Genomic DNA, 24,467 nt, shown 5'->3' with positions numbered 1-24,467 from the left:
ATAATATATTTTTACACAGTATATTGTAAGGTCTTTATATGCGATATTATTTCATCTTTCTTTGCATTCTGTTCAATCTGAAGAATCTGAAGATATCTACAATTGCCTGTATTATAAGAGCAATTGCAATCAGATATGCTATATAATTTGATATCACCACAGGCCTTGCTACAGCTATTATTCCGAATATTATCTCTACAATACCTACAACAATAAGTCTCTGACCGATATTTCTTTCAAATTCCATAACTCTTCTTGCCATCATAAGTCTGCTTATACCGATAATAATAAGCCATATGCCTATAACCGTTATAAATGCAAGAGGCAGTCCGATTGAATCACCTATCAAAAAGTATATTCCTATAGCTATGGAAATAATACCCTCTATCAGTCTCCATATACTTCTGCTCTCATGTTTTTCATAAAAATATGCGCTAAGCTGTGAAACTCCCTCTATAATAAGCAATATACAGAATATTATATTCATTGTATATGCTATAAATAAGGGATTGTATATCATATAAATTCCGGCTATAAGAAATAATAACCCGGAAAAAAGTGAAATATACTTTGCCTTTGATATATTCATCAGTACCCTCTCTCTCTTTGTGCTTCTTTGGCAAATTTATCCTCAGGTGCTGCCGTGATAATCTCTGTAAAGAGATTGTTTGCAGTCTCCACATCTCCTGAAGTCTTATATGCCAATGCCTTCTTATACTTTGCTTCAAGATAGTCCGGTGCTATCCTAAGTGCCGCATCATAGTAACCTATAGCACCTGCATAGTCTCCCGATTTTACAAGTCCGTCAGCTACCGCAGTTAAAAGCTTCGGACCGTCAGCCCTCATCTTAGGTGCAATCTCTCCGAATGTACCTGTTATTGAAATGCCCGGACCGTTGTCCACATCGGTAAGCTGATTTGTGTCAATATTTGAAAAAATCTCCGCCGCCTTGGTATAATTTTTTGCATTGTACTCTTTCACAACGCCTACAAGATAAACATACTGCAAAAGCTTATAGTTCATATTCTCGGTGGATGTATTATTCACCTCATTGAGCTTATTTACCTGATCGTTTAAGGACTCGTTTTCACTCTTTAACGATTCCATGGAAAGGTTTGCATCGTTTAACTTCTGTGAAATCTCGACCATCTCTTTATTGTGTGCATTATTAAGTGATACTTTCATAGTAGGCATATATAAAAATACCATGGCACAGGCACCTACAATAAGTCCGATACCTACATTGATGGCTGTAAACATTCCCGAATAATTCTTATATATCTCGGTTACAGGCATATTTGTGCTTGTATTTTCCACAGGCTTTTCTTTTTTTACAGGACTTCCTATGACGGACAGCCTTCCATTTCTTGGCTTTTTTTCAACCATAGGCTTCATCTCATCCAGATAGGTGATAGCCTTTGTATTGAATCTGTCGATTGAAAGCACTGAATCCAAAAGCTTTTTTGCCTCACCTGCCTTGCCTTCTTTTATATCCAAAAGTGCAAGTGCAAGCATTGCCTTTATAAAGTGCGGCCTTATATCCACTGCCTGCTTCAGATTCATCCTTGCCATATCGTAGTTTACGGTTCTTATCTGTGAGATTGCCTTATTATATTTTGAAATAGCATCCTGTGACTTTTCAAGATATGCGGACTTGTTTCTGATTTTCTGCAGATAGTTCTGTGCCGGATTCCCTATTTGGCTGATATTTATACTGATCACCCAAGAAATAAGTGCTTTCGTCTCTTCTCCCATCTCAAAACAGATAAGTCCGTAGAGATTTCTTGCATCCGTATTTTTCTTATTCAGTCCCAAAGCTATACTCAGTGCATTAAGTGACGAAGATAAATTTCTTTCCTTTGCTAAAGACAGACCCAAATTGTAGTAACCGTTTGACATCTGCTCCAGTTTTCTTCTTCTGTTTATACCGGTCATTTTCAGCCCTTTACCTGTTCTTTCAACAGTTCCATCAAGATATCGTTCAAATCCGAAATATCACTCTTTGCAATGATATCCTCCACTGACGAAATATCCGGTGACGGCTTAAACTTACTTAATTCTTCTTCAAAATCTATCATCTTTTAATATCTCTCCCATCAGGTACAATGAGCCTACGCAAAATAAAATCTCATCGTCCCTTTTCTCAAACTCAGCCTCAGATAAAGCTTCCTTCGTATTATTATAGCAGGCAACCTCTGCGACTTTTTTATTTTTTTCTAAAAGTATATTTAAGCTGTTATAAAGCTTTTTTATATCATTGCTTCTGTATGAATCAAGTGAAGTCAAATAATACTTTTTTACATCCAAACCTGATGTAATTATATCAAACATCTCTTCAATTTCTTTATCCTTTACTATTGATATCAAAAGCTTTATATTTTTGTTTCTGTTTTTTGAAACGGCAAGAGCATTATCTACAAACTCTTTAATTGCAGGTACATTATGGGCACCGTCTATAATAATATCTCTTCCAACCTCTTCCATTCTGCCGTGCCAAACGGTAGATTTTATACTTTTCGTATCTATATCCGATCTGTTAAGAATCACTCCTGCCGCCAATACGGCAAGTGCCGCAGCCTTTTTTTTGTAGTTTACATATGTAAAGTCAAAGCTCTCATAGTCTATACTTGAGAGTGCAAAAGTCTTTGCATTTTTTATCTTTGCTGTCTCTTTTATAACCTCATTTGACTCTTCATCACAGTCATCAAAGATTATAACAGAATCATTTTTTATAATACCGGCTTTCTCAAACGCGATCTCTTTTACAGTATTTCCAAGATACATCATGTGATCCATACCTATACTTGTAATAATACCAATAGTTTCATCAAATATATTAGTCACATCAAGTCTGCCGCCCATACCGGTTTCAAGTATGACAATATCAAGATTTGACCTTGAAAAACAGACCGCCGCCATATAGAAAAGATATTCAAAGTATGTGGGATGATTCAATGCGCCCTTAAGCTTTTCTCTTACATACTTTGAAATATCCTCCAACTCATAATCAGATATAGGTTTCATATCAAGCAATATTCTCTCATTAACCTCTATCAAATGCGGCGAAATGAAGGTTCCCACCTTCATTCCCGCATCAATCAGGATATTGCCAAGATATGCACATACAGAGCCTTTCCCGTTGGTACCTGCTACATGAACAATCTTCGGAAGCTTAACCCCTAAAGTTTCTATATTTTTCTTTACTTCCGAAAGTGAGTTCTTTTTCTTTGCCCACATGGGTATACTCTCTATATATTCTTTTTCATTCATATCAATCGGATAATCTTGCAAGCTGCTCTCTTACCTGTGAAAGTATCTGCTCGTAGTTTTCAAGCTTTTTCTTTTCTTCATCTATCTTAGCCTGTGGCGCCTTACTTACAAACTTCTCGTTTGAAAGCATTCCGGTTGATCTTGCCACCTCACCGATAAGCTTTTTCTCTTCTTTTTTCAGTCTTTCAACTTCTTTTTCAATATCTACAAGCTCTCTGAGAGGTAAATAAACAGATGCATTCGGAATTGCAACTCTTACAGAGTCTTTTTCCACTGTAGAATCATCGGAGTCTATGATGAGCTTGTCCATTCCGGCCAGCTGCTTAAAGAAATCTCCGGCACTCTCAAATGTATCTCTGATTTTCTCATCCTCACTGACTACTATACCCTTTGCCTTATGTGAAGGCGGTACATTCATAGAAGATCTTACATTTCTGACAGCTCTTACGGCCTCCTTTATAAGCTCCGCCTTATTCTCATCCTCTGTAAAATTATAATCGGTATTTTCTACAGGCCAAGGCTCAATCATTATAGTCTTTACACCTTCATTGACAGTGCAATATATTTCCTCTGTAATAAAAGGCATGAAAGGATGCAAAAGCTTAAGTATGTTGTTAAGAACATATATAAGTACCGCAAGTGCTGTATCCCCGGTTTCGTCTTCCTTATTCCAGAGTCTTACCTTTACCATCTCTATATACCAGTCACAGAACTCTTCCCATGCAAAGTCATATATCTTTGAAAGTGCGATACCAAGCTCATACTTGTCAAGGTTTGCAGTTACCTCATTTATAAGCTTATTTGTCTTTGAAAGAATCCACTTGTCAGAGAGCATAAGCTTTGACTTATCTATGTCACCTACTTTTTCATCTCCGACATTCATCATTATAAGTCTGGCGGCATTCCAAATCTTGTTGGCGAAGTTTCTGGCACTTTCCACTCTCTCATAGTAGAATCGCATATCATTTCCCGGTGCATTTCCGGTGATAAGCATCATTCTTAGTGCGTCGGCACCGTACTTATCTATTACTTCAAGCGGATCTATACCGTTTCCGAGGGATTTGCTCATCTTTCTTCCCTCTGAATCTCTTACAAGTCCGTGTATAAGTACCGTATGGAAAGGTGATTTACCGGTCTGTTCATATCCTGAGAATACCATTCTTACTACCCAGAAGAATATAATGTCATATCCCGTTACAAGTACATCTGTAGGATAAAAATATTCCATCTCAGGTGTATCGTCAGGCCATCCCAGTGTTGAGAAAGGCCAAAGTGCAGATGAGAACCATGTATCAAGTGTATCCTCATCCTGTACAAGCTCATGACATCCGCATTTCGGACAGGCATCCGGTTTCTCCTTTGCAACTGTTATCTCACCGCATTTACTGCAGGTATATGCCGGTATCTGATGTCCCCACCAAAGCTGTCTTGATATACACCAGTCTTTGATATTTTCAAGCCAATGCAAGTATGTCTTTGAGTAACTCTCAGGTACAAACTTAAGCTCACCTGTCTCTATCGCCTTTATAGCAGGTTTTGCCAGTTCGCTCATAGATACAAACCACTGAGGCTTGATAAGAGGCTCCACTACAGTCTTACATCTGTCATGTCTTCCTACATTGTGACTGTGCGGTACAACCTTTACCAAAAGTCCCTCATTCTTAAGGTCTTCTACTATAAGTTTTCTTGCCTCATATCTGTCAAGTCCGTCATACTTACTTCCCGGACAGTCGATTGTGGCATCGTCATGCATTATATTGATTTCAGGCAGATTATGTCTTTTACCTACCTCAAAATCGTTAGGGTCATGTGCAGGTGTTATCTTAACACAACCTGTACCGAACTCCTTATCTACATATTCATCCGCTACTACAGGAATCTCTCTGCCTACAAGCGGAAGTATAAGCTTCTTTCCTACTATATCCTTATATCTCTCGTCCAAAGGATTTACAGCTACGGCGCTGTCACCTAAAAGTGTCTCAGGTCTTGTGGTCGCAATCTCCACAAACTTGCCCTCTTCACCTTTTATAGGATACTTGATATGCCAGAAGTTGCCCTCCATCTCGATATGCTCAACTTCCGCATCCGAAATGGATGTCTTACATTCAGGGCACCAGTTTATAATTCTGTTGCCTTTGTAGATATAACCCTTTTCATAAAGCTTTAAAAATACTTCCTTTACAGCCTTTTGACCATGCTCATCCATGGTAAATCTTTCTCTGTCCCAGTCTGCAGACGATCCGAGTCTTTGGAGCTGATTGATTATTCTTGTGCCGTAGTCATTTCTCCATGCCCACGCCTCTTCAAGGAATTTTTCTCTGCCAAGCTCATATTTGTTCTTGCCCTCGGCCTTTAACTTATCAATGACCTTTACCTCTGTAGCTATGGCCGCATGGTCTGTTCCCGGCTGCCAAAGTGCCTCATATCCGGCCATTCTCTTATATCTGATAAGTATGTCCTGCATTGTGTTGTCAAGTGCATGTCCCATATGCAGCTGTCCTGTAATATTTGGCGGCGGCATGATGATGGTAAAAGGCTTCTTATCCTTATTTACCTCTGCATGAAAATATTTTCCTTCCAACCACTTTCTGTATATCCTGCCCTCTATCTTTTCTGGGCTGTATGTTTTTTCCAATTCTTTCATAAATACCTCTTACTTCATGTTTCTGTAATCTGATTTGAGTCTTTTGATATACTCAGTTATCATTTTTTTCTTTTCTTCTTTATCTTCCATATTGAAAATATACTCTATATATTTTAATCTGTCACCTTCTTTGATGCCGCTTACCGCTATATCAAAAGCTTTTTTTGCCTCTTCCATCAAGTCCGCTTTAAACGCATCATTTATTTCGGCACTCTTTTTCTTCTTTCCCTCTGAGTCAAATATCCTCTTTAAAAAGTATATTTCCATCAAAATGACTTCATCATTTGTAAGCTCATAAGATTTTTTGAAAGCATCATAGGCCTCTTCATATAGGAAAAGATTCGCATAGGTCACACCGAGATTGTGATAGATGCTTCCGATAAAGTTGTTGTCGGCCTTTTTTTCCATATCAAGTATCTCAAGGTAATATTTCTTTGCGACACCGTATCTTCCTATATAGAACATATAGTCGGCTCTTTGCTTTCCGACTTCCCATGCGCTCATCTTTTTTATCTTTGCAACGGCATTTCGAAACAGAATGGATTCAGCGTTATTATATAAATCACATGAATCAATGATATAGACCAAGATATCAGTATCATCCACTCCGTTTGACCTTTTTCTTTTGATGCTCTCAGCCAAAGTAGTAATACCCAACTCATTTTCAATAAAGTCTACAAGTTCATCACTGACAATACCCTCAGTCACCAGAATCGGGTTTTCGTATATTATATAGCAAAGCTCCTCAAAGCTGTATACATTAAGTGACAACACCTCTATACGGAAAGGATTTTTTGTTCTCAAATTCTCACATAAAATCAATCCCATATACTCACCTCAATATTTCTCTTTGCATCTGTCGCAGGATACATATCTCCAAAGCCTGCATCCGCTATCTCCAGATTCATTATCTTGTTGTTTAAAAAGCTTGATTTGAAAAATATTCTTCTGGTCTTTATAGGTCTCTTAGGTAAGAAATCAAGCAATATAGGTATATTTTTCTTATCTTTTCCGTCTACACTTACCACATTTATATCAATAATCTCACTGTTGTCAGGCACAAGCAAAAGCTCTGTAGTAGGCTCGTTCCAAAAATCTCCGGCCTTGCCGAGATATATCTTCGCTTCCTTGCCTCCGCTTACAACATCAATATATATATCGGATTTCAGTCTTCCCTCACAGGTTGCTACAATATTGTAGATGGAGTTTTCACTTGCAAGGTCCACTCCCTTAAAAGCCGCACCTTTTGCAAAGATATTTGTATCCAGATATACTCTTCCTCTTGAACATAGAAAACTTATAAAATTCTCAGCCCAGTCATGCTCTGAAAATACCTGCCCTGTCAAAAATATAGCTGAAAACTGCTTTTTATCCATCACCTTTTCAGCTACTGAGGTCAAAATCTTATCGGCAAGCTTCGCACCTGAAGGGTTGCTCAGTATCTGAAGATTGAATGCCTCATCCATATTTTCAGATTCCGCGCTTACGAAGAGCTTTCTTGCGTTTCTGTTTGCAAGCATCTCATAGTAGGTAAGACTTACATCCGATAAGTCAAACATCCCCACTCGATTGTTCCATATATCTTTTTTCAGTGAAAGCACAAAGTATATAAAGCTTTCTTCCTTACTTATAATATGTATATGATTCGGTTGATACCCAAGTCCCACAAAGGCTTCTCTGATATCCCTCATAATATTTTGGTCAAGACCTGCCAAAGCTATTACAACTTCTTCAGGCTTTTCCTTATAAAGCTTCTCCATACCTACCTGTATTATCTCTTTGAAGAAAAGCTTCAGTATATCTCTACCCTTATATCTCGTACCGTCAATGGTTGCAATACCGTTTTTTCTGGTCAACTTTAATAATTTATCAGTTATTATACCTTTTCCATCCAGCGCCAGAGCATAGGCCTCTTCTCCTACCACCCAGGCATCTTCATTCTTTTTCTTACTTATAACAGTAGGAAATGTCAATGCTTCATCATCAGGATAAAATATAAGACCGGTACTTATATCCGATAAAGCGATTCCAAGTACCTTTGGATTCATTGTTTCTCCCATCCTAGATAAATTCTAAATGCAAATATTCGCATTCCTTTCTTTTTTTATATCAACGCAAACAAGTTGTCCACCAACTCATCCTTATATATAAATTCCGTCAGCTTCTCCTTCATTTCCTCGTCTTTTCCCTCAGGCAAATCCTCAATATCGTTTATAAGGATAAACCTGCTCTCTTTTGCGTCCTCATCCTTGTTGAATTGAACACAATCATTTGCCAATACCTTAATATTACCTTCTGTATTCTTCACAACCTGATACTCCCAAATTTCATCCGCAAAGATTTTCTTGTACTTTACAAAAATATTTTTGTAAACATTAGGAAATTCCTCTTCAAAGAAGTCATCACTTATCGGGAAAATCTTTGACTTAAGTATAATATTTTCCTTTTCTCCCTTATACTCTACAAAAGTTGACTCCAAAATATCTCTGTCAACATAAACAAACTTTGCAAGTGCCTTAAAATATGAGAAAACCATACCTTCATCACAGAGATTTTTTACAATCATCTCACAAAGCCTTGTCTGCTTGAAGTTAAGTTTTTCCTTACTTGAATAATATTTTGAAAGTGCAAGCATATAGATGTTCGGAAACTCTTTTATATCGTCCACATCATTGAGCCCGTCTTCAAGATACTCAAATACCGCATCCTTTGTCTCTTCATCATTCATAAAGAACGCATCGCTCTTTACCGTAAAATATGCCCTGATAATGGTATCCGTAACTCTCTTTCTGTCAGCATATATGCCGAAAGCCTCATCAAGCTTTGATGTCTGATTTGAAAACAGCATCTGTATCAGGATTCTCTCTTCAAAATCATAGGTCTCAACATTTTGTTCGACACAAACCTTCAAACAGTCAAACATATCCATTGTCCTGCCGTCATACGCTCTTGCAATAAATTCAAGAGTCTTATCGCAAAATACACCTTCTTTATAAAGTGTAAAAGCTATGGCAACCAATATTTTGCTTTGCTCAAAGACATCATCCTCTATCGCCTTTGTAACCAAAGTCAATAAGTCTTCCTTCTTTATATGCTCTATACCGAATGATTTTATGATTTCTATAGATTCAAGCTTATTGCCTATATTCATGAGCGTATCACAGTACATGAATATATTCTCCTCATTAAGGCTCATTGTACCTGTTTTATTGAGGAGGTCGAAATCTATATCATCAACTTCTTTGAACGACTTCCAGAAGTACTCTATAAGTCTTGACATCAGCTTGTTTCTGAATCTTTGGTCAATATCTATCTCTTCAACGGCACTCTCAATCAGTGACACATCCTCAAGGTCTATTCCGACTCCGTCAGCTATCTTGTCAAGCTTTTCAAGCCTGTGCATATCATGGCTTTTGTCTATCTCATATGCCTTGTCAATAAGGTTTTGCATATAGAAAATCTTATCTACAACCATATCCTTTGAGTAATATCTGTTGCCGAACTCATCTTCAATCAAAATAACGGCATTCTCCGAATAAAGTGCCACATAAGCTCTTTTATTCTTTAATTCGTATATCTTTTCGCCGTTAAGCTCAGGATATACCACTATAATAGCCTTTGCTCCGTCTTCCGGAACATATATATCATATGAATTCATCAAGAAAGGAATTATCTTTGCAAGCCTCTCATCTATATCGTCCTCTTCAAGTATTCCCGAATAGATATTGGTGAGATGTGAATCCATCTTAAGCTTCATCGCATTGTCAATTGTAAATATCTTTATTCTCTTTATATATGCTCTGTATATCTCACTGTTGTGCGGATAATACTCCACAACATTTTCAAATATCCTGAGCTTAAAGTCCTCGGCCATTGAGTTGATTCTCTCAAAGTACTTAAGTACCTCCTCAGGCATAGGTGCATCGTATCTTTCAGGCAGTGAATAGATAAAATACTCATATATTTTGTCTACTTCAAGTCTTTTTTCAATGCATTTTTCATACCATTTATTGACATAGCTCTTTCTTACATTTCCGTTTATAAATATCTCACAGATATCCTGTAGCAGTTCATTGCTTGGAAGTGCATTATATATTGAAATCAAAATATTTAATATCGCACCGTTTACCTTCTTTGTATCTCTTACAACTTCCAAAATCTTTTCGGAAAGACTTATGGATATCAAATTGTTTCTGATACCGAAGCTTAACGCCAAAACCTCCAAAGTTCCGCAACTGCTTAAAAGATGCGGATTCTTGCACAGCAATCTTGCATACTCCATCATCAAAATACATGACCTGTCACCAAGTTCAAAAGCTCTCTTTAAAAACTTCTGCTTTTCTGAAGGATTGTCGGCAAGTGTAGGATCCAGATTAAGTATAAGTATAAGCTCTATTATTGAGTGGTCCTTTTTATATAAATCCTTTACAAGCTTGCAAAGGTCTCTTATCTTTTCGGCATCCGGATACATATATGTGTCCAAATACTCCAAAATCAAATACTCGTCTCTAAGCTCATGCTTGTTTTCTTTTATTCTTGAGTCGATACTGTTTATAGTGGACTTTGCTCCCGCCTTATCACCTTGCATAAGAAATATTTCAGCCTTTAAGAGTTTGACCAAAAGACTCTTATATGTGCTTACAAGCAATCTGTCAAGTACTGCAAGCATCTTAAAGAGTATCTCATTTTTTTTGAGTTTTTCATTGCTGAGCTCAAATTCCATTCTGAGCTTAAAGTAGTTTATCCACTGTTTTCTTTCAAACAGTCTGGCCTCTCTTTGATATTCCTTTTCAAGATTTTTATTAATTACTATCTCAAGTTTCTTCTCGTTCAGCCCGTTTTTAAAGTTTATATTTGCGATATTTTTCTTATCGTCCAAGAGATTAGGATCTATGGTGAATTCCAGTTCGTATATATTGTCTACAAAGTCTTCATTCTTTATTTTATCCTTACCAAGCTTTATAAAGCCTGCATTGGTGGAAACATCTATGTCAAGGAGTCCCCAATTTTCCTTGTAGACTTTTATGGAAGATGTCTTTTGTTCTTCCACACTTGCAAAATCAAGCTGACTGTTCTCAAGTTGAAAACTTACAGCATCCTTATTACCTGCAGCCTGTAAGAAGTTTTCCAGATTTGATCTGAAATCATCGCCCCTGCTTAGGGTTTCATATAATTTTTGCAGTTTTATATCTCTCATAAAACTTGAGCTGCAAAAATCTTTGTACATAAAAATAGCCAGTGCAATACTCATATCTTCTTTTGCAATGACCATAAAATCGTCTACAGTCTTTAATGAATTAAGTACCAGCACTGTATCTGTATTTTTTATATAGAAAATATAGGGTATCTCTCTTTCACCTGCATTTGTAACCAAGGTGATGCTGCCCTCTATCTTTTCATCACTGTTCAGATTTTTAGAATTGATCTCAAGTACAAGTACATTTTTTATCCCGCCGAAGGTCGCATCTACCACTTTCACTCTTATATTGTCAGAGTAGGCTACTCCCTTTAAAGGTATCTTATTGTCACTTCTTACTTCTATTTCAAAGCGAACTGCTTCATCCACCTTTATAGGCAGGTCTATATTACTCGGCTCACAGACCAATATCGGTAATTCTTCTTCTATAATACCCTTTGCCAAACGATTGATTCGCTCTCTCATCTATACACCTCTTCTATAAACCATAAGTCACATTTTAACATAAAAATATCCTAATTACTATATCAATTATATAAGTCGGCATTGTGCTTTACAGACCTATGTATTTGTTGTAAAATCTTTATAATACACAGGAGGTCACATGATGCTCTCAGAACCTATGACATTATACAAATTGATGATACTATATATGTTAAAGCAAGTGAAATTCCCGCTTACCAACTCAAATATATCAGACTTTTTTGTCAGCAAGGAATATACCACATATTTTATTGTTCAGCAGGCTCTTACAGAGCTGCTTGAAGCGAACCTTATAATTGTGGAAAATATCAACAATACATCAAGATATGAGATGACAAAGGAGGGTGAGGAAGCTCTTTCATTCTTCGGAAATCAAATTTCACCTGCCATTATTACCGATATAAACGAATTTATACAGGAAAACAAGTTTCGTATGCGAAACGAAGTTTCCACCACGGCCGAATATTATAAGCTTCCGGGCAATGACCTCATAGTACACTGTGAAGTGCTTGAAGGCAAAACCCCGCTTATCAATATCGAAATCAACTCACCTGACGAAGAACAGGCCACCATTATGACCAATAACTGGCGTTCATGCAGTCAGGACATCTATCAGTATATTATGAAAAAACTTCTCGGAGGTATAGAATAAAAAAGGACACAGATGTGTCCTCTTTTTTATTCTCCGAGATATGCCTTTTTTACACTGTCGTCATTCATCAATGTCTTGGCATCTCCGTCCAATACTATATTTCCGGTCTCAAGTACATAGGCTCTGTCCGCAATACCGAGTGCCTTTTTTGCATTCTGCTCCACCAAAAGTACCGTGGTTCCGCTCTTATGTATTTCTTCTATAATATCAAATATCTCATTTACATACAGCGGAGAAAGTCCCATTGAAGGCTCATCCATTACTATTACCTTAGGATTGCTCATAAGCGCTCTGCCCATTGCAAGCATCTGCTGCTCACCCCCTGAGAGTGTACCTGCAAGCTGAGATTTTCTCTCCGCAAGTCTCGGGAATCTCTTATATATCTTTTCAAGACTCTCTTCTACGGCAGCCTTATCATTTCTTATATATGCTCCGAGTTTCAGATTTTCAAGTACAGTCAAATCTCCGAAGACTCTTCTGCCTTCCGGAACATGTGCCATACCGAGCTTAACAATATCATGTGCCTTGGTTTTTGTGATATCCTTACCTTCAAACTCTATGTTTCCTTCTTTTGCACTCAAAAGTCCTGTAATCGTATGCAATATGGAAGTCTTTCCGGCACCGTTGGCACCTATAAGCGCCACTATCTCACCCTGCTTTACAAAAAAACTTGCACCCTTTACAGCCTTTATCATTCCATAGTTTACGACCAGGTTATTTACTTTTAATATTTCCATAGTCCCTCCTATTCTCCCAAATATGCTGTGATAACTTCAGGGTTGTTAAGTACCTCACTCGGCGTACCGCTTGCAAGCTCCGTACCGAAGTTAAGCACGGAGAGTTTCTCACAGATACCTGCAACAAGCTTCATATCATGTTCTATCAAAAGTATTGTAAGATTATATCTGTCTCTTATCAGTCTGATAGTCTCCATAAGTTCTTCAGTCTCATTCGGATTCATACCTGCCGCCGGCTCATCAAGCAGTAAAAGTGAAGGACTTGTAGCAAGTGCTCTTGCAATCTCAAGTTTTCTTTGCTCACCGTAAGGCAGATTGCCTGATAAAGTGTCACTCTTATCATCAAGTGAAAACACTTTAAGTATATCCGTTGCAAGCTCATCCATTTCTTTTTCCTTTTTATTAAAGCCGAACATATGAGTCATGGATGTAAGAAGCGGATACTTCACCTTCTCATGCAGTGCCACCTTAACATTATCAAGTACAGACATATTTGAAAAAAGCCTTATATTTTGAAATGTTCTGGCAATGCCCATATTGTTGATTTGAGTAGGCGTCTTTCCGTTTATCAATTTTCCGTCAAGTCTTATAGTTCCGGTTGTAGGCTTATACACTCCTGTAAGAAGGTTAAACACTGTAGTCTTACCTGCACCGTTCGGTCCTATAAGTCCGTACAACATTCCTTTTTCTATATTTAGATTAAAACTGTCAACAGCTTTTAATCCTCCGAACTGTATTCCGAGATTTTTACACTCCAGCACTATTCCTCCTTTCCAAGCTTTCTGAAGGTCTTATTAAGAGATAAGCTTGATTTAAATTTACTGTTGTTGAATATCATCATTACAATAAGTACTATTGCATAGAGTAACATTCTCAGATTGTCGGCACCTCTTAAAAACTCAGGCAGCAATGTAAGTATTATTGCGGAAATTATAGAACCCGGAATATTGCCCATACCTCCAAGTACCACAAATACAAGTATCTCTATAGACTTGTTGTAGTCAAATATACTCGGCTTTATAATACCTACATTGTGAGCATACAGTGCGCCTGCAATTCCTGCAAACCCGGCGGCAATAACAAATGCACTGACCTTATACTTACTTATGTTTATACCTATAGACTCCGCCGCAATATCATTGTCACGAATGGACTTTATCGCTCTTCCGTCTCTTGAATCTATCAGGTTTGAAATCAAAACTATGGTTATAACCGTTATAATAAATACTACGGTAAAGTTTCTGTAATCCGAATAAAGCGGTATCTTACTTAACCCCTTTGAACCGCCTGTAAACTTAAGGTAGTTGATAATCGACTTTATTATCTCACCGAAAGCAAGAGTCACTATAGCCAAATAGTCTCCTCTGAGTCTAAGTACAGGCACACCGATTATAAATCCGAAAAATGCAGCCAATATTCCGCCGCAAATCAATGCTGTTAAAAAAGCAAGTGCAGGCGGTAATGTATTGCTTAATGCAATAGAAATAAGAGCACTTGAATATGCGCCTATCGACATAAAGCCTGCATGACCAAGTGAAAGCTCTCCCAAAAATCCTGTTACCAGGTTAAGTGACACCGCCAACATTATATTTACACATATCGGAACTATAAGCGACTTATACTGTCTGCTTAATACACCTGAATTTATCAACACAAATACCAATGCATAGGCCAGCAACATTATTACTATATTTATTATAGTTTTTTTATTTACCTTCATATATCACCTATACCTTTACAACCTTTTTCTTACCCAAAAGTCCTGACGGTCTGAACAGTAACACTACAATCAAAACTCCGAAAACAATGGCATCTGCAAGCTCGGTTGAGATATATGCCTTTGAAACACTCTCAATAAGTCCAAGCAATATTCCTCCAAGCATCGCACCCGGTATGCTTCCTATACCTCCAAGTACAGCCGCTACGAACGCCTTGATTCCCGGAAGTGCTCCAAGTGTAGGCTTCATAGACTGATACTGACATATATACAGTACACCTGCAACTGCAGCAAGTGCCGAACCTATAGCAAATGTAAGTGAAATTGTACTGTTTACATCGATTCCCATAAGTTCTGCAGCACCCTTGTCCTCAGATACCGCTCTCATTGCCGAGCCCATCTTTGTCTTATTCACAAACAACGTAAGCAGTATCATAGCTATGGCCGTTACTATCAAAGTAACCACCGTTATACTTGAAATAACCACAGTTCCTACATTTATATTCACATTCGGAATTACAGACTGAAAAGGAATCGGTGTCGATCCGAATATAAGAAGTGAAGCACTCTGTAAAAAGAAGCTCATACCGATAGCGGTAATCAAAACCGCAAGCGGAGGTGCACTTCTAAGCGGCTTATATGCCACCTTTTCTATTACCACTCCGAGTACCGCACACACAATAACAGTTATTACAAGTGCTACAGGCACAGGAAGTCCCAAAACGGATATACTAAAGTAAAGTGCGTAAGCACCTACCATTATTATATCTCCATGGGCAAAATTTATCATTTTGGCTATACCGTATACCATTGTGTAGCCGATAGCAATCAACGCATAAATGCTTCCGGTCCTCAAACCGTTTATTAACTGCTCAATAAAGTTAATTAACATTTCATTACCCCTCTTTACCTAAACTACGGAAAACCTCCGGCTGCTGCCGGAAGCTTTCCGAGGTCTATGTTAAAAAAGAGGATGGGACATATATCCCGTCCTCTCGGTTTTTTTAGTTATTATCAAAAAGCTGATACTCACTGTTTGTTATAGTAACAAATTTAGGCTCTTTGTTCGGCTCACCGTCAGCAGAGAATGATACTTTTCCTGTGATACCGTCAACCTCGATCTCTGTCATAGCCTTGATAAGGTCATCACTCTCAATACTTCCGGCTTTCTCCATATCTGCCTTGATTACATATACTGAATCATATCCGTCAGCTGCGAACTGATCAGGAGTTGCATTGTATGCCTTCTTATAAGCATCTGTAAACTTAGCTGCAGAAGGATCTGAAGCCAAGAACGGACTTAAGAATACTGCGCCTTCAGCCTGTGTCTTATCTGTAAGCTGAGCGAGGATACCGTCCCAACCGTCTGAACCTACAAAAGCCGCATCAATACCCTGCTGCTTTGCCTGCTGTACGATATGTGCAGCCGCCTCATAGTATGCAGGTACGAAAATAATCTTTGCACCTGAAGCCTTGATCTGTGTAAGCTGTGTTGTAAAGTCCACATCATCATTTGTAAATGACTGCTCATTTACTATAAGAGCCGACTGACCCTTTGTATTAAGCTCATCTTTGAAAGCCTCGTAAACACCGGTCGAGTACTCATCCGAGTTGTTATATAAAACTGCTACGCTCTCATATCCTTGATCAAGTACAAAGTCCGCAATCATCTTTCCCTGAAGAGGATCTGTAAAGCAAAGTCTGAATGCGTTAGGATTCTTTGTGATATCCCTAGCGGAACCTGAAGGTGTAAGCTGTAAGATATTGTCCTTTGCTGTCAAATCTGTAAGTGCAAGTGAAGAACCGCTTGTTACGGCACCCATATATACATTTATACCGCTGTCCATAAGCTTGTTATATGCGTTAACAGCCTTGTCTTCCTTTGCCTCATCATCCTGGAAATTAAGAGCAAGCTTATATGTCTTGTCTCCAACCTTTACACCGCCTGCAGCATTGATCTCGTCAATAGCTACAGTAGCACCGTTCTTTACAGAGTTACCGTAAGATGCCGCAGCTCCTGTAAGAGGACCTGTAGAACCTATAGTAAATACATCTCCGTCCGCCTTTGTCGCTTCCGTCTCGCTCTTTGAACCTGTATCTGCCGCCTTATCAGAACCTGAGTTTCCGCAGGCTGTAAGTGCCAATCCAAAAGTTAATGCCAATGCTGACAATAATACTCTCTTCTTCATAATACCTCCATAAAATCTAAAAATTTAGTAAAACTCATCTCATTATATTTATTTCATATAAGTCTGTCAATAAACGCATTTGAAATACCTATATTATTTTTTTATAGTAGCTATAACAAATAGAAATACTAAAGCCTTTATCACAGTCATTTTTATAAAACACTATGATAAAGGCTCAAAATTTGTATTATTTATTTATATATTATTTTCCTGAAAGGTACTCGTCTATTCCCTTTGCACCGGCTCTGCCCGCCTCCATGGCAAGTATAACGGTTGCGGCACCTGTAACGGCATCACCGCCTGCAAATACGCCCTTTCTGGATGTTTGTCCTGTCTTTTCATCAGCTTCAATACATTTCCACTTGTTGATATCAAGACCGTCTGTAGTCTTTGCGATAAGCGGATTCGGTGAAGTACCAAGTGACATGATTACGGTATCACAGTCAATAACGAACTCACTGCCCTTTACAGCAACCGGTCTTCTTCTTCCGCTTGCGTCAGGCTCACCAAGTTCCATCTTGACAACCTTCATTCCCTTTACCCAACCCTTTTCATCTTCAATAATCTCTACAGGGTTTGTAAGTAAGTCAAAGATAATACCTTCCTGCTTTGCATGGTGTACTTCCTCTGCTCTTGCAGGCAACTCGGCCTCACTTCTTCTATATACGATATGTACTTCAGCTCCTAGTCTTAGGGCTGTTCTTGCAGCATCCATAGCCACATTTCCGCCGCCGACAACGCATACTTTCTTACTCTTGATGATAGGTGTATGATAGTCGTCTCTGTATGCCTTCATAAGGTTGTTTCTTGTAAGGTACTCGTTTGCCGAGAACACACCGTTTGCATTCTCTCCAGGAATACCCATAAACATAGGAAGTCCGGCACCTGAACCGATAAATACCGCATCAAAGCCCTCTTCGTCAAGAAGTTCATCTATAGTAACGGTCTTACCGATAATAACATCAGTCTCAATCTTTACACCAAGGTCGATAACGTTTTGTATTTCAGGAAGCACTACTGCGTCCTTAGGCAATCTGAACTCAGGGATACCGTAGATCAAAACGCCGCCCGGCTCATGTAATGCTTCAAATATGGTAACTTCATATCCGAGCTTTGCAAGGTCTCCGGCACAGCTGAGTCCTGCAGGACCTGAACCTATTACAGCTACTCTCTTACCGTTCTTATTCGGATTTGCCTTAGGCTTGATACCCATCTTTCTTGCAGTGTCCGCCACATATCTCTCAAGCTTACCTATAGAAACGGCCTCACCTCTGTTTCCTCTGATACATACGCCCTCACACTGTGTTTCCTGCGGACAAACTCTACCGCATACTGCAGGCAGTGAACTTGACTGTGCTATAACATCTGAAGCACCTTCAATATTATCCTTTAATATCTCCTGAATGAATCCGGGGATGTTTATTGATACGGGACAACCCTGTATACACTTTGCATTCTTACAGTTAAAGCATCTTGCAGCTTCTTCCATAGCTTCCTCTTTGGAGTATCCAAGACATACCTCATCAAAATTCTTAGCTCTTACCTCAGGCTCCTGTTCAGCAACAGCAACTTTCTTCCACATATCCTGTGCCATTATTTGTCACCTCCACATACGCCACATCCACCGTGATGTGTTTCACCTTCTATAACCTTCAAAAGTTCCTTGCCTTCTTCCGTCTTATATATTTGCAATCTTTGAAGTGCCTCATTGAAATTAATCTTATGAGCATCAAACTCAGGACCGTCAACACATGCAAATTTGATTTCATCACCGACAGAAAGTCTGCAGGCACCGCACATACCTGTACCGTCTACCATAATGGTATTCATACTGGCAATTGTAGGTATACCAAGTTCCTTTGTGAGAAGTGATACGAACTTCATCATAATCATCGGTCCGATAACAACACAATGATCATATTTCTTCCCTTCATTTTGCACAAGATCTTTTATCTTGTCTGTTACAAGACCTTTAAAGCCGTAAGAACCGTCATCTGTACATACATATAGATTGTCCGATACGGACTTAAGCTCATCCTCAAGTATTACAAAGTCCTTACTCTTTGCACCCTGTACAACATCAGCCTTAATGCCTCTTTCATGTAACCACTTAACCTGCGGATATACAGGAGCTGTTCCAAGACCGCCGGCTACAAAAAGAATCTTCTTTTTCTTAAGTTCTTCTATGTCCTCCGATATAAGATCACTTGCATTTCCAAGCGGTCCTACAAAGTCCATGAACTCATCACCTTCCTTTAAGTCGTCTGCTATCAGTCTGGTTGAGCCGCCAATAACCTGAATAACGATTGTAACAGTTCCGGCTTCTCTGTCATAGTCACAGACAGTCAAAGGGATTCTCTCACCCTGCTCATCCTGTTTTACAATAACGAATTCGCCGGGAAGACATTTTGATGCCACTCTCTTAGCCAAAACATCAAAAAGATAAATATTTTCAGCTAATTGTCTTTTTTTAACAATAGGAAACATATTGCTTATTCCTCCAAATAGATAAAATCTCATGTCTATAGTAACATAAAAAAAAGAAAAAACCAACCCTATTCAGAGCAATATATCAGAATACTTCGTTAATTTTTTGTTTATTTTGAAAAACAATCGTCTTTATCCGCTATCTGTTCATTTCAGATCTATAGCCGTCTGTCATATTGTGGTCCGCAATAATATTATCTATATCGTTAAGATTTGAGGAAGGAACATCACCCGGTATTGTATTTTTTACTGCGGAATATGCATTTCCATATACTATAGCCTTCTTACAATCCAGTCTGTAATGTAAAAGTCCGTAAAGCGCACCTGCAATATATGCGTCGCCGCTTCCTATTCTGTCCACAACATCAATTGACTTATACGGTTCTTCGGTATAGAACTCATCCTGATATGCATTGTATATTACAGACCCGAAATCATGTACCTTAGGAGAATGTACCACCCTCTGTGTGGATGCCACTATTGATATAGGATATTCTTCCGTAAATGATTTCATAATATCTTTCAGATCTCCGCTTTTATCAAATGTAAGTCTGGCGGTATCCTCCGAGCAAAAGAAAATATCTACAAAAGGAAGTATCCTCTCTATAGTCTGTCTTGCTTCATCTCCTGTCCAAAGATTTGCTCTGAAGTTTACGTCAAATGATATAATGGATCCGTTTTCTTTGAATTTTTTTATCATTTCTATGGCTGTTTCTCTTGAATTTTTACAAAGTGCCAATGTGATACCTGTGGTATGAAAACAGGTTGTAGACTTATACATATCATCCTTAAACTCATTTATATTTATATTTTCAAAACATGAGTTCTTTCTGTCATAGATAACATTAGGTTTTCTTGGATACGCTCCGTGCTCATAAAAATATATTCCGACTCTTGCATCTTTACCGTTATCATAGATTATATAGTCGTCGCTTATACCGTAGGATCTGATTGTATTCTTTATATAAGCTCCCATCTCATGTGAAGGTAACTTCGTTATCACACCTGTCTTAAGTCCTAAGAGCGAAGCTCCCACTGCAACATTAAGTTCCGCTCCGCCTACCTGTCTTATAAGAGTTTCTCCTCTTACCAGTCTGTCATCTCTTACCGGTGAAAGCCTTAAAAGCGCCTGACCGAAAGTCAACAAATCAAATTTCTTATCCATCTTTTTTGCCTCTCAAAAATATTTATTGTATTAGACCCTTGTGTAGCTAAAGCCTATTTACTTTCTCTTATATAATCTGAATGTATACGGTATATCAAAATATGTCTCTTCTTCAGTCTCAAGAACAAGACTCCACTCATTACTCATATCCAAATTTAAAAAATGCCTGTCAGCCTCATATTCATAGTCGATGTATGTAATATGAGCAATGTCACAATAGGGCAAGAAATCATTATAAACGCTTTCTCCGCCTATCACAAAAACATCACCGTCTTTTATATTGTTTTTCTTTAAGTAATCCATGCAGGCATCTACACTGTTTAAAACAGTAGCACCTTTTATAGAAAGAGACTTATCTCTTGACAGTACTATATTCTCTCTTCCTACAAGCGGCTGTGCGCCGGGAAGTGATAACAATGTACTATGTCCCATTATTATCACCTTTCCTGTGGTCTCTTCTCTGAAAAGTTTTTTATCTCTGGGTATTGATACCAAAAGTTTTCCCTTGTTACCGATACTCCATTTTTTATCTACCGCAACTATTATATTCATCTCAATCCTCAGCTATAATGATTTCATTTGCATACGGTAATGTCTTTATCCAATCACAAAAGCTCCTCCACTCGTCAAGCTTGTGATTTTTTCTTGACCTGTATATATTCACCAAGGTCTCATAGTTAAGTGTACAGGTTCTCATCTGATTATAACTTGAAGGAAGCAGCTGTATCAGCTCATACCAAAGTGCCTTATCCTTAGTCTCCACATATGAAAGTCTTATCTTCTCAAGTTCATCTATAAGTTTTTTCAAAATATTAAGACTGTTTGTGCCAAGATGATCATATGAAAAATCATTAAGTTCAAAAGGTTTCGAATGAATCTTATGCATTGTGGAAGTGGAGTTTGCTACCGTTGCAACCTTATAGGTGTCATATTCTTTCCACCAATACATAGGAGCCGTAATATCTATAGAGACCATTATCTGCCTTAAATACTTTCTGTGGTCGCTTGTTCCGGCATTCCTAAGCCTTTTTGCAAGAGAAAGATCGTTCTCTCCCAGAACATAATTACCGTTTTCATCATAGTGACTGTCGGATCTTTCCCATGAGTTCATAGGATTTCTCGCTCCCCTCATGGCGTTTTCAAAATTCATCACATAACACTCTTTAAAATCTATCATTCCATCTCCCAATTCTCTTTAATTCGGTATAAATATTGTAACCTCGCTCAAGCATCATCCTCTCATTTGAAAACTTTAAAAGATGAAAGGACTCATGGTATTTATAATAACCCGAATCCACAAAATACTCTTCTCTTTGCGGCCTTGAAAAATAGCTGTCCGCCTTCATCAAAAACCAGTGTACTCTTTTATCAATCAAATCCGTACTCGTATTGAATGTATAATGGCTTGTTCCTATGAATTGTACTATTCGGGCCTTCGCTCCGGTCTCTTCATATACTTCTCTTAGTGCAGTCTGTTCAAATGTCTCACCATGCTCTACAGTCCCCTTTGGCAAAACCCATCCCTCATACTTATTTTTATAATTTTTAAATAAGGTCAATATCTTTCCATGATATATAACTACACCACCGCAGCTAGTTGCTTCTATCATTGCACACCTCCACTTTAGTGATAACTAAAAGAAGTATAAACCAATGATGCATTATAGTAAAGGACATATCACTCTATGCCCCTTTTGAGATGTCCTCTTGTAAAGTCATCTATATTTAAAACACTGACATTATTACAAAAAACATCTATATATTTTCTCAGTACATTCTTTGTTTCACCTGTATTTTCAGTAGTGAACCAAAGTCTTAGAATACTTGGCGATATCTTTTTTACTTCCTTTTCCATGCCTAGGACTGATAAAGGCTTTGAGTTTAAAATAGTGTTGTAGCAAAAATCACAGTGAGTTTTCACCTGCATCTCACTGTTTTTTCTGTCCTTTAAAACAAGTATCTCTTTTTTATGGTCACAGCCTTTTGTCGTCTTCTTTAAGCACTGTGCGGATACCATCATAGGTATCTTTCCGTATGCAATCATCTCATTGCCGGGGTTATCAAGCCGTCTTATCTCCGACAGATTGAGTTCAAGCGGATATGTAAGCCTTTTTATGTTAAAATTGTCATTATAAAAGTCTATTGTATTCTTATTATATGCATAAATACTGTAATCGAGTATAATATTCGCATTATTATCTATATTGTCGTTAATATAAAAGATTTCTTCCAAGCTTCTGACTATAAAATTATCAAACTTAAGCTCTTTTATCCTTTGTAAGTGCTTGTTAAAAAATATCTTGGCCTCATCTCTGAAAATATGCGGCATATAAAGATTAAGCGCGGCACAACACTCTCTTATAGGCTTTATCTTATCATATAGTAAAGGCTCAGATATCAGCTCGCTTTCTATACTTATTTCATCAAAGACGATCCCCTCACTCTTTGCAAAGTCGACTGCGGCATCTATTTGCTCCACGGTTTCACAAAGTATATTAAACTTTATTCCCGCCTTATTTTCATCTTTTGGTCCGGAATGCGGATATATAAACCCTGTATACTTAAGCACATCACTGTCATCTCTTCTGTATCTGTCCAATATCTTTTGATATAGCCTATCAAGCGCTTCTCTCCTTAATTCATTTAAAGTCTTTACAGGGATAAATAAGCCCTCATCCATATCAATATAAAGGCTTTCAAATGCAAATAGAGTATTACCTGTCTTTTTAAGCTGTTTTTCAACATCACCGACAGTACTTGCTCTGGTCTTTGCAAGCTGAGGTACCTCACCCGACACTTCTATGGATATACTCTTTAGCTGCTCCTGCCTGCCGTAAGCATCTCTTAGATTGTTCACACTTACTTCAAAGCTTATAGGCATATCTTTTTTAATCTTTACCGTTCCCAAAACAGGCAGCACTTTCTTGCCCTCTACAAATGTCTTATCAAGGTATTCAAAGTAATCCGCGTTCACCTCTTTGTTTACAGGTTTTTCATGTACGGCAATCATATCCCTGCCGTTATGTTCCTTATAATAGCCTTCAGTCTGTCCGCCTCTGTCAAAAAGGTCAAGCAAAAGTTTTCTGTCTTTATTATCTACCTTATATCCGACTCTTTTCTTTGAATTATACAAATCAAGATACTTTCTCCATATACTTACAACTCCTGCTGTATACCTTGGAGCCTTCATTCTGCCCTCTATCTTCAGCGAGTCAATCCCTGACTCTATCAAATCCGGCAAAATATCAAGGCTGCATAAATCTTTGCAGCTTAAAAGATTCCTCTCATCAGACTTGTTTAACTTCTTACCGTTTTCATACAGGTCATAAGGCAGTCTGCAAGTCTGTGCACATCTGCCTCTGTTGCCGCTTCTTCCTCCTATTATGGAGCTCATAAGACATTGACCCGAGTATGAGTAACAGAGCGCTCCATGTACGAAGCACTCTATCTCTATATCACATTTACTGTCGATATCCTTTATCTCTGCAAGTGATATCTCTCTGGCAGGAACTATTCTGCTCGCACCGATGTTTTTCAAAAATATTGCACCGTAGCTTCCTGTAATTGTCATCTGTGTGCTGGCATGTATGGGTAGCTTTTTAAAATGCTTTCTGATAAACTCAAATACTCCCAAATCCTGTACAATTACGGCATCAATACCCGCATTGTAGTAGGTCTTTATGTAGTCGAAAAGTTCATCCATCTCACTTTCTTTAAAAAGTGTATTGATTGTCATATATACACTTACACCGAAAGTATGTGCATATTCAATACCCTTTATAAGTACATCCTCATCAGGATTGTTTGCATACGCTCTTGCAGAAAACTTCTTTCCTCCGATATATATCGCATCCGCTCCCGCATTGACCGCCGCCACTAAGCTCTCATATGAGCCGGCAGGTGCCAAAAGCTCTGTTATCTTCATC

The 24,467-nt window shown here is 38.2% G+C and carries 21 protein-coding genes; 1 reads left to right on the top strand and 20 read right to left on the bottom strand.

Going from position 1 to position 24,467, the window contains the following annotated elements:
* Positions 1–46: 46 nt before the first annotated feature.
* From ACO6FI_RS07320 to ACO6FI_RS07285, 8 genes are read right to left on the bottom strand one after another with little or no spacing between them, the layout of a single operon-like run.
* Positions 47–589 (bottom strand): HdeD family acid-resistance protein, encoded by a 543-nt coding sequence (locus ACO6FI_RS07320; protein ID WP_485456775.1) that lies wholly within the window; start codon positions 587–589, stop codon positions 47–49.
* Positions 589–1,935 (bottom strand): tetratricopeptide repeat protein, encoded by a 1,347-nt coding sequence (locus ACO6FI_RS07315; RefSeq protein WP_485456774.1) that lies wholly within the window; start codon positions 1,933–1,935, stop codon positions 589–591. The genes ACO6FI_RS07320 and ACO6FI_RS07315 overlap by 1 nt, the downstream gene beginning before the upstream one ends.
* A 2-nt stretch (positions 1,936–1,937) precedes the next feature.
* Positions 1,938–2,078, bottom strand: coding sequence for a hypothetical protein (locus ACO6FI_RS07310; RefSeq protein ID WP_009445583.1), 141 nt, complete (start codon positions 2,076–2,078; stop codon positions 1,938–1,940).
* The gene (locus ACO6FI_RS07305) at positions 2,065–3,270 is read right to left on the bottom strand and encodes a bifunctional folylpolyglutamate synthase/dihydrofolate synthase (protein ID WP_485456783.1); all 1,206 of its coding nucleotides are present in this window, start codon (positions 3,268–3,270) and stop codon (positions 2,065–2,067) included. The genes ACO6FI_RS07310 and ACO6FI_RS07305 overlap by 14 nt, the downstream gene beginning before the upstream one ends.
* A 1-nt stretch (position 3,271) precedes the next feature.
* Entirely contained in the window at positions 3,272–5,914 is a 2,643-nt protein-coding gene (locus ACO6FI_RS07300; protein WP_485456773.1) for a valine--tRNA ligase, read from the bottom strand.
* 9 nt (positions 5,915–5,923) lie between these two features.
* On the bottom strand, positions 5,924–6,742 hold the full coding sequence (locus tag ACO6FI_RS07295) for a tetratricopeptide repeat protein (RefSeq protein WP_485456772.1): 819 nt from the start codon (positions 6,740–6,742) through the stop codon (positions 5,924–5,926).
* A complete protein-coding gene (locus ACO6FI_RS07290; RefSeq protein ID WP_314610031.1) occupies positions 6,733–7,962 on the bottom strand; it encodes a DUF5716 family protein in 1,230 nt (409 codons plus the stop codon). Before ACO6FI_RS07290 ends, ACO6FI_RS07295 begins: the two co-directional genes overlap by 10 nt.
* 56 nt (positions 7,963–8,018) lie before the next feature.
* Complete coding sequence (locus ACO6FI_RS07285) at positions 8,019–11,576, bottom strand: DUF5717 family protein (protein WP_485456771.1); 3,558 nt, start codon at positions 11,574–11,576, stop codon at positions 8,019–8,021.
* A 142-nt stretch (positions 11,577–11,718) separates the two neighbouring features.
* On the opposite strand from ACO6FI_RS07285, the gene ACO6FI_RS07280 reads away from it, so the two are divergent.
* A complete protein-coding gene (locus tag ACO6FI_RS07280; protein ID WP_485456782.1) occupies positions 11,719–12,246 on the top strand; it encodes a DUF4364 family protein in 528 nt (175 codons plus the stop codon).
* A gap of 26 nt (positions 12,247–12,272) precedes the next feature.
* Here the strand turns inward: ACO6FI_RS07280 and ACO6FI_RS07275 are convergent, their stop codons facing one another.
* The 12 genes from ACO6FI_RS07275 to ACO6FI_RS07220 all read right to left on the bottom strand — a co-directional run bounded on the left by ACO6FI_RS07275 (position 12,273) and on the right by ACO6FI_RS07220 (position 24,466).
* Positions 12,273–12,983, bottom strand: a complete 711-nt coding sequence (locus ACO6FI_RS07275; protein ID WP_485456770.1) for an ABC transporter ATP-binding protein — start codon at positions 12,981–12,983, stop codon at positions 12,273–12,275.
* Positions 12,984–12,991: 8 nt separating this feature from the next.
* A complete protein-coding gene (locus ACO6FI_RS07270) occupies positions 12,992–13,744 on the bottom strand; it encodes an ABC transporter ATP-binding protein (RefSeq protein ID WP_485456769.1) in 753 nt (250 codons plus the stop codon).
* Positions 13,744–14,703, bottom strand: coding sequence for a branched-chain amino acid ABC transporter permease (locus ACO6FI_RS07265; RefSeq protein ID WP_485456768.1), 960 nt, complete (start codon positions 14,701–14,703; stop codon positions 13,744–13,746). Before ACO6FI_RS07265 ends, ACO6FI_RS07270 begins: the two co-directional genes overlap by 1 nt.
* A gap of 7 nt (positions 14,704–14,710) precedes the next feature.
* On the bottom strand, positions 14,711–15,592 hold the full coding sequence (locus tag ACO6FI_RS07260; RefSeq protein WP_485456767.1) for a branched-chain amino acid ABC transporter permease: 882 nt from the start codon (positions 15,590–15,592) through the stop codon (positions 14,711–14,713).
* A 112-nt stretch (positions 15,593–15,704) separates the two neighbouring features.
* Positions 15,705–16,889 (bottom strand): ABC transporter substrate-binding protein, encoded by a 1,185-nt coding sequence (locus ACO6FI_RS07255; RefSeq protein WP_485456766.1) that lies wholly within the window; start codon positions 16,887–16,889, stop codon positions 15,705–15,707.
* Positions 16,890–17,091: 202 nt separating this feature from the next.
* Entirely contained in the window at positions 17,092–18,483 is a 1,392-nt protein-coding gene (gene gltA / locus ACO6FI_RS07250) for an NADPH-dependent glutamate synthase (RefSeq protein ID WP_485456765.1), read from the bottom strand.
* The gene (locus tag ACO6FI_RS07245) at positions 18,483–19,376 is read right to left on the bottom strand and encodes a sulfide/dihydroorotate dehydrogenase-like FAD/NAD-binding protein (protein ID WP_485456764.1); all 894 of its coding nucleotides are present in this window, start codon (positions 19,374–19,376) and stop codon (positions 18,483–18,485) included. The genes gltA and ACO6FI_RS07245 overlap by 1 nt, the downstream gene beginning before the upstream one ends.
* Positions 19,377–19,515: 139 nt before the next feature.
* Positions 19,516–20,541, bottom strand: a complete 1,026-nt coding sequence (locus ACO6FI_RS07240; RefSeq protein ID WP_485456763.1) for a sugar kinase — start codon at positions 20,539–20,541, stop codon at positions 19,516–19,518.
* Between the two features lie 57 nt (positions 20,542–20,598).
* Positions 20,599–21,093 carry a dihydrofolate reductase gene (locus ACO6FI_RS07235; RefSeq protein WP_485456762.1) on the bottom strand — a complete coding sequence of 165 codons (495 nt, stop codon included), beginning with the start codon at positions 21,091–21,093 and terminating at the stop codon, positions 20,599–20,601.
* A gap of 1 nt (position 21,094) precedes the next feature.
* Positions 21,095–21,718, bottom strand: coding sequence for a hypothetical protein (locus ACO6FI_RS07230; protein WP_485456761.1), 624 nt, complete (start codon positions 21,716–21,718; stop codon positions 21,095–21,097).
* Positions 21,705–22,151 (bottom strand): NUDIX hydrolase, encoded by a 447-nt coding sequence (locus ACO6FI_RS07225; RefSeq protein WP_009445605.1) that lies wholly within the window; start codon positions 22,149–22,151, stop codon positions 21,705–21,707. Before ACO6FI_RS07225 ends, ACO6FI_RS07230 begins: the two co-directional genes overlap by 14 nt.
* Before the next feature lie 68 nt (positions 22,152–22,219).
* Positions 22,220–24,466 (bottom strand): peptidase U32 family protein, encoded by a 2,247-nt coding sequence (locus ACO6FI_RS07220; protein ID WP_485456781.1) that lies wholly within the window; start codon positions 24,464–24,466, stop codon positions 22,220–22,222.
* Position 24,467: the final 1 nt, after the last annotated feature.

It is taken from the genome of Lachnoanaerobaculum sp., assembly GCF_057250505.1.
This window is presented reverse-complemented; position numbering and strand designations above follow the sequence as displayed.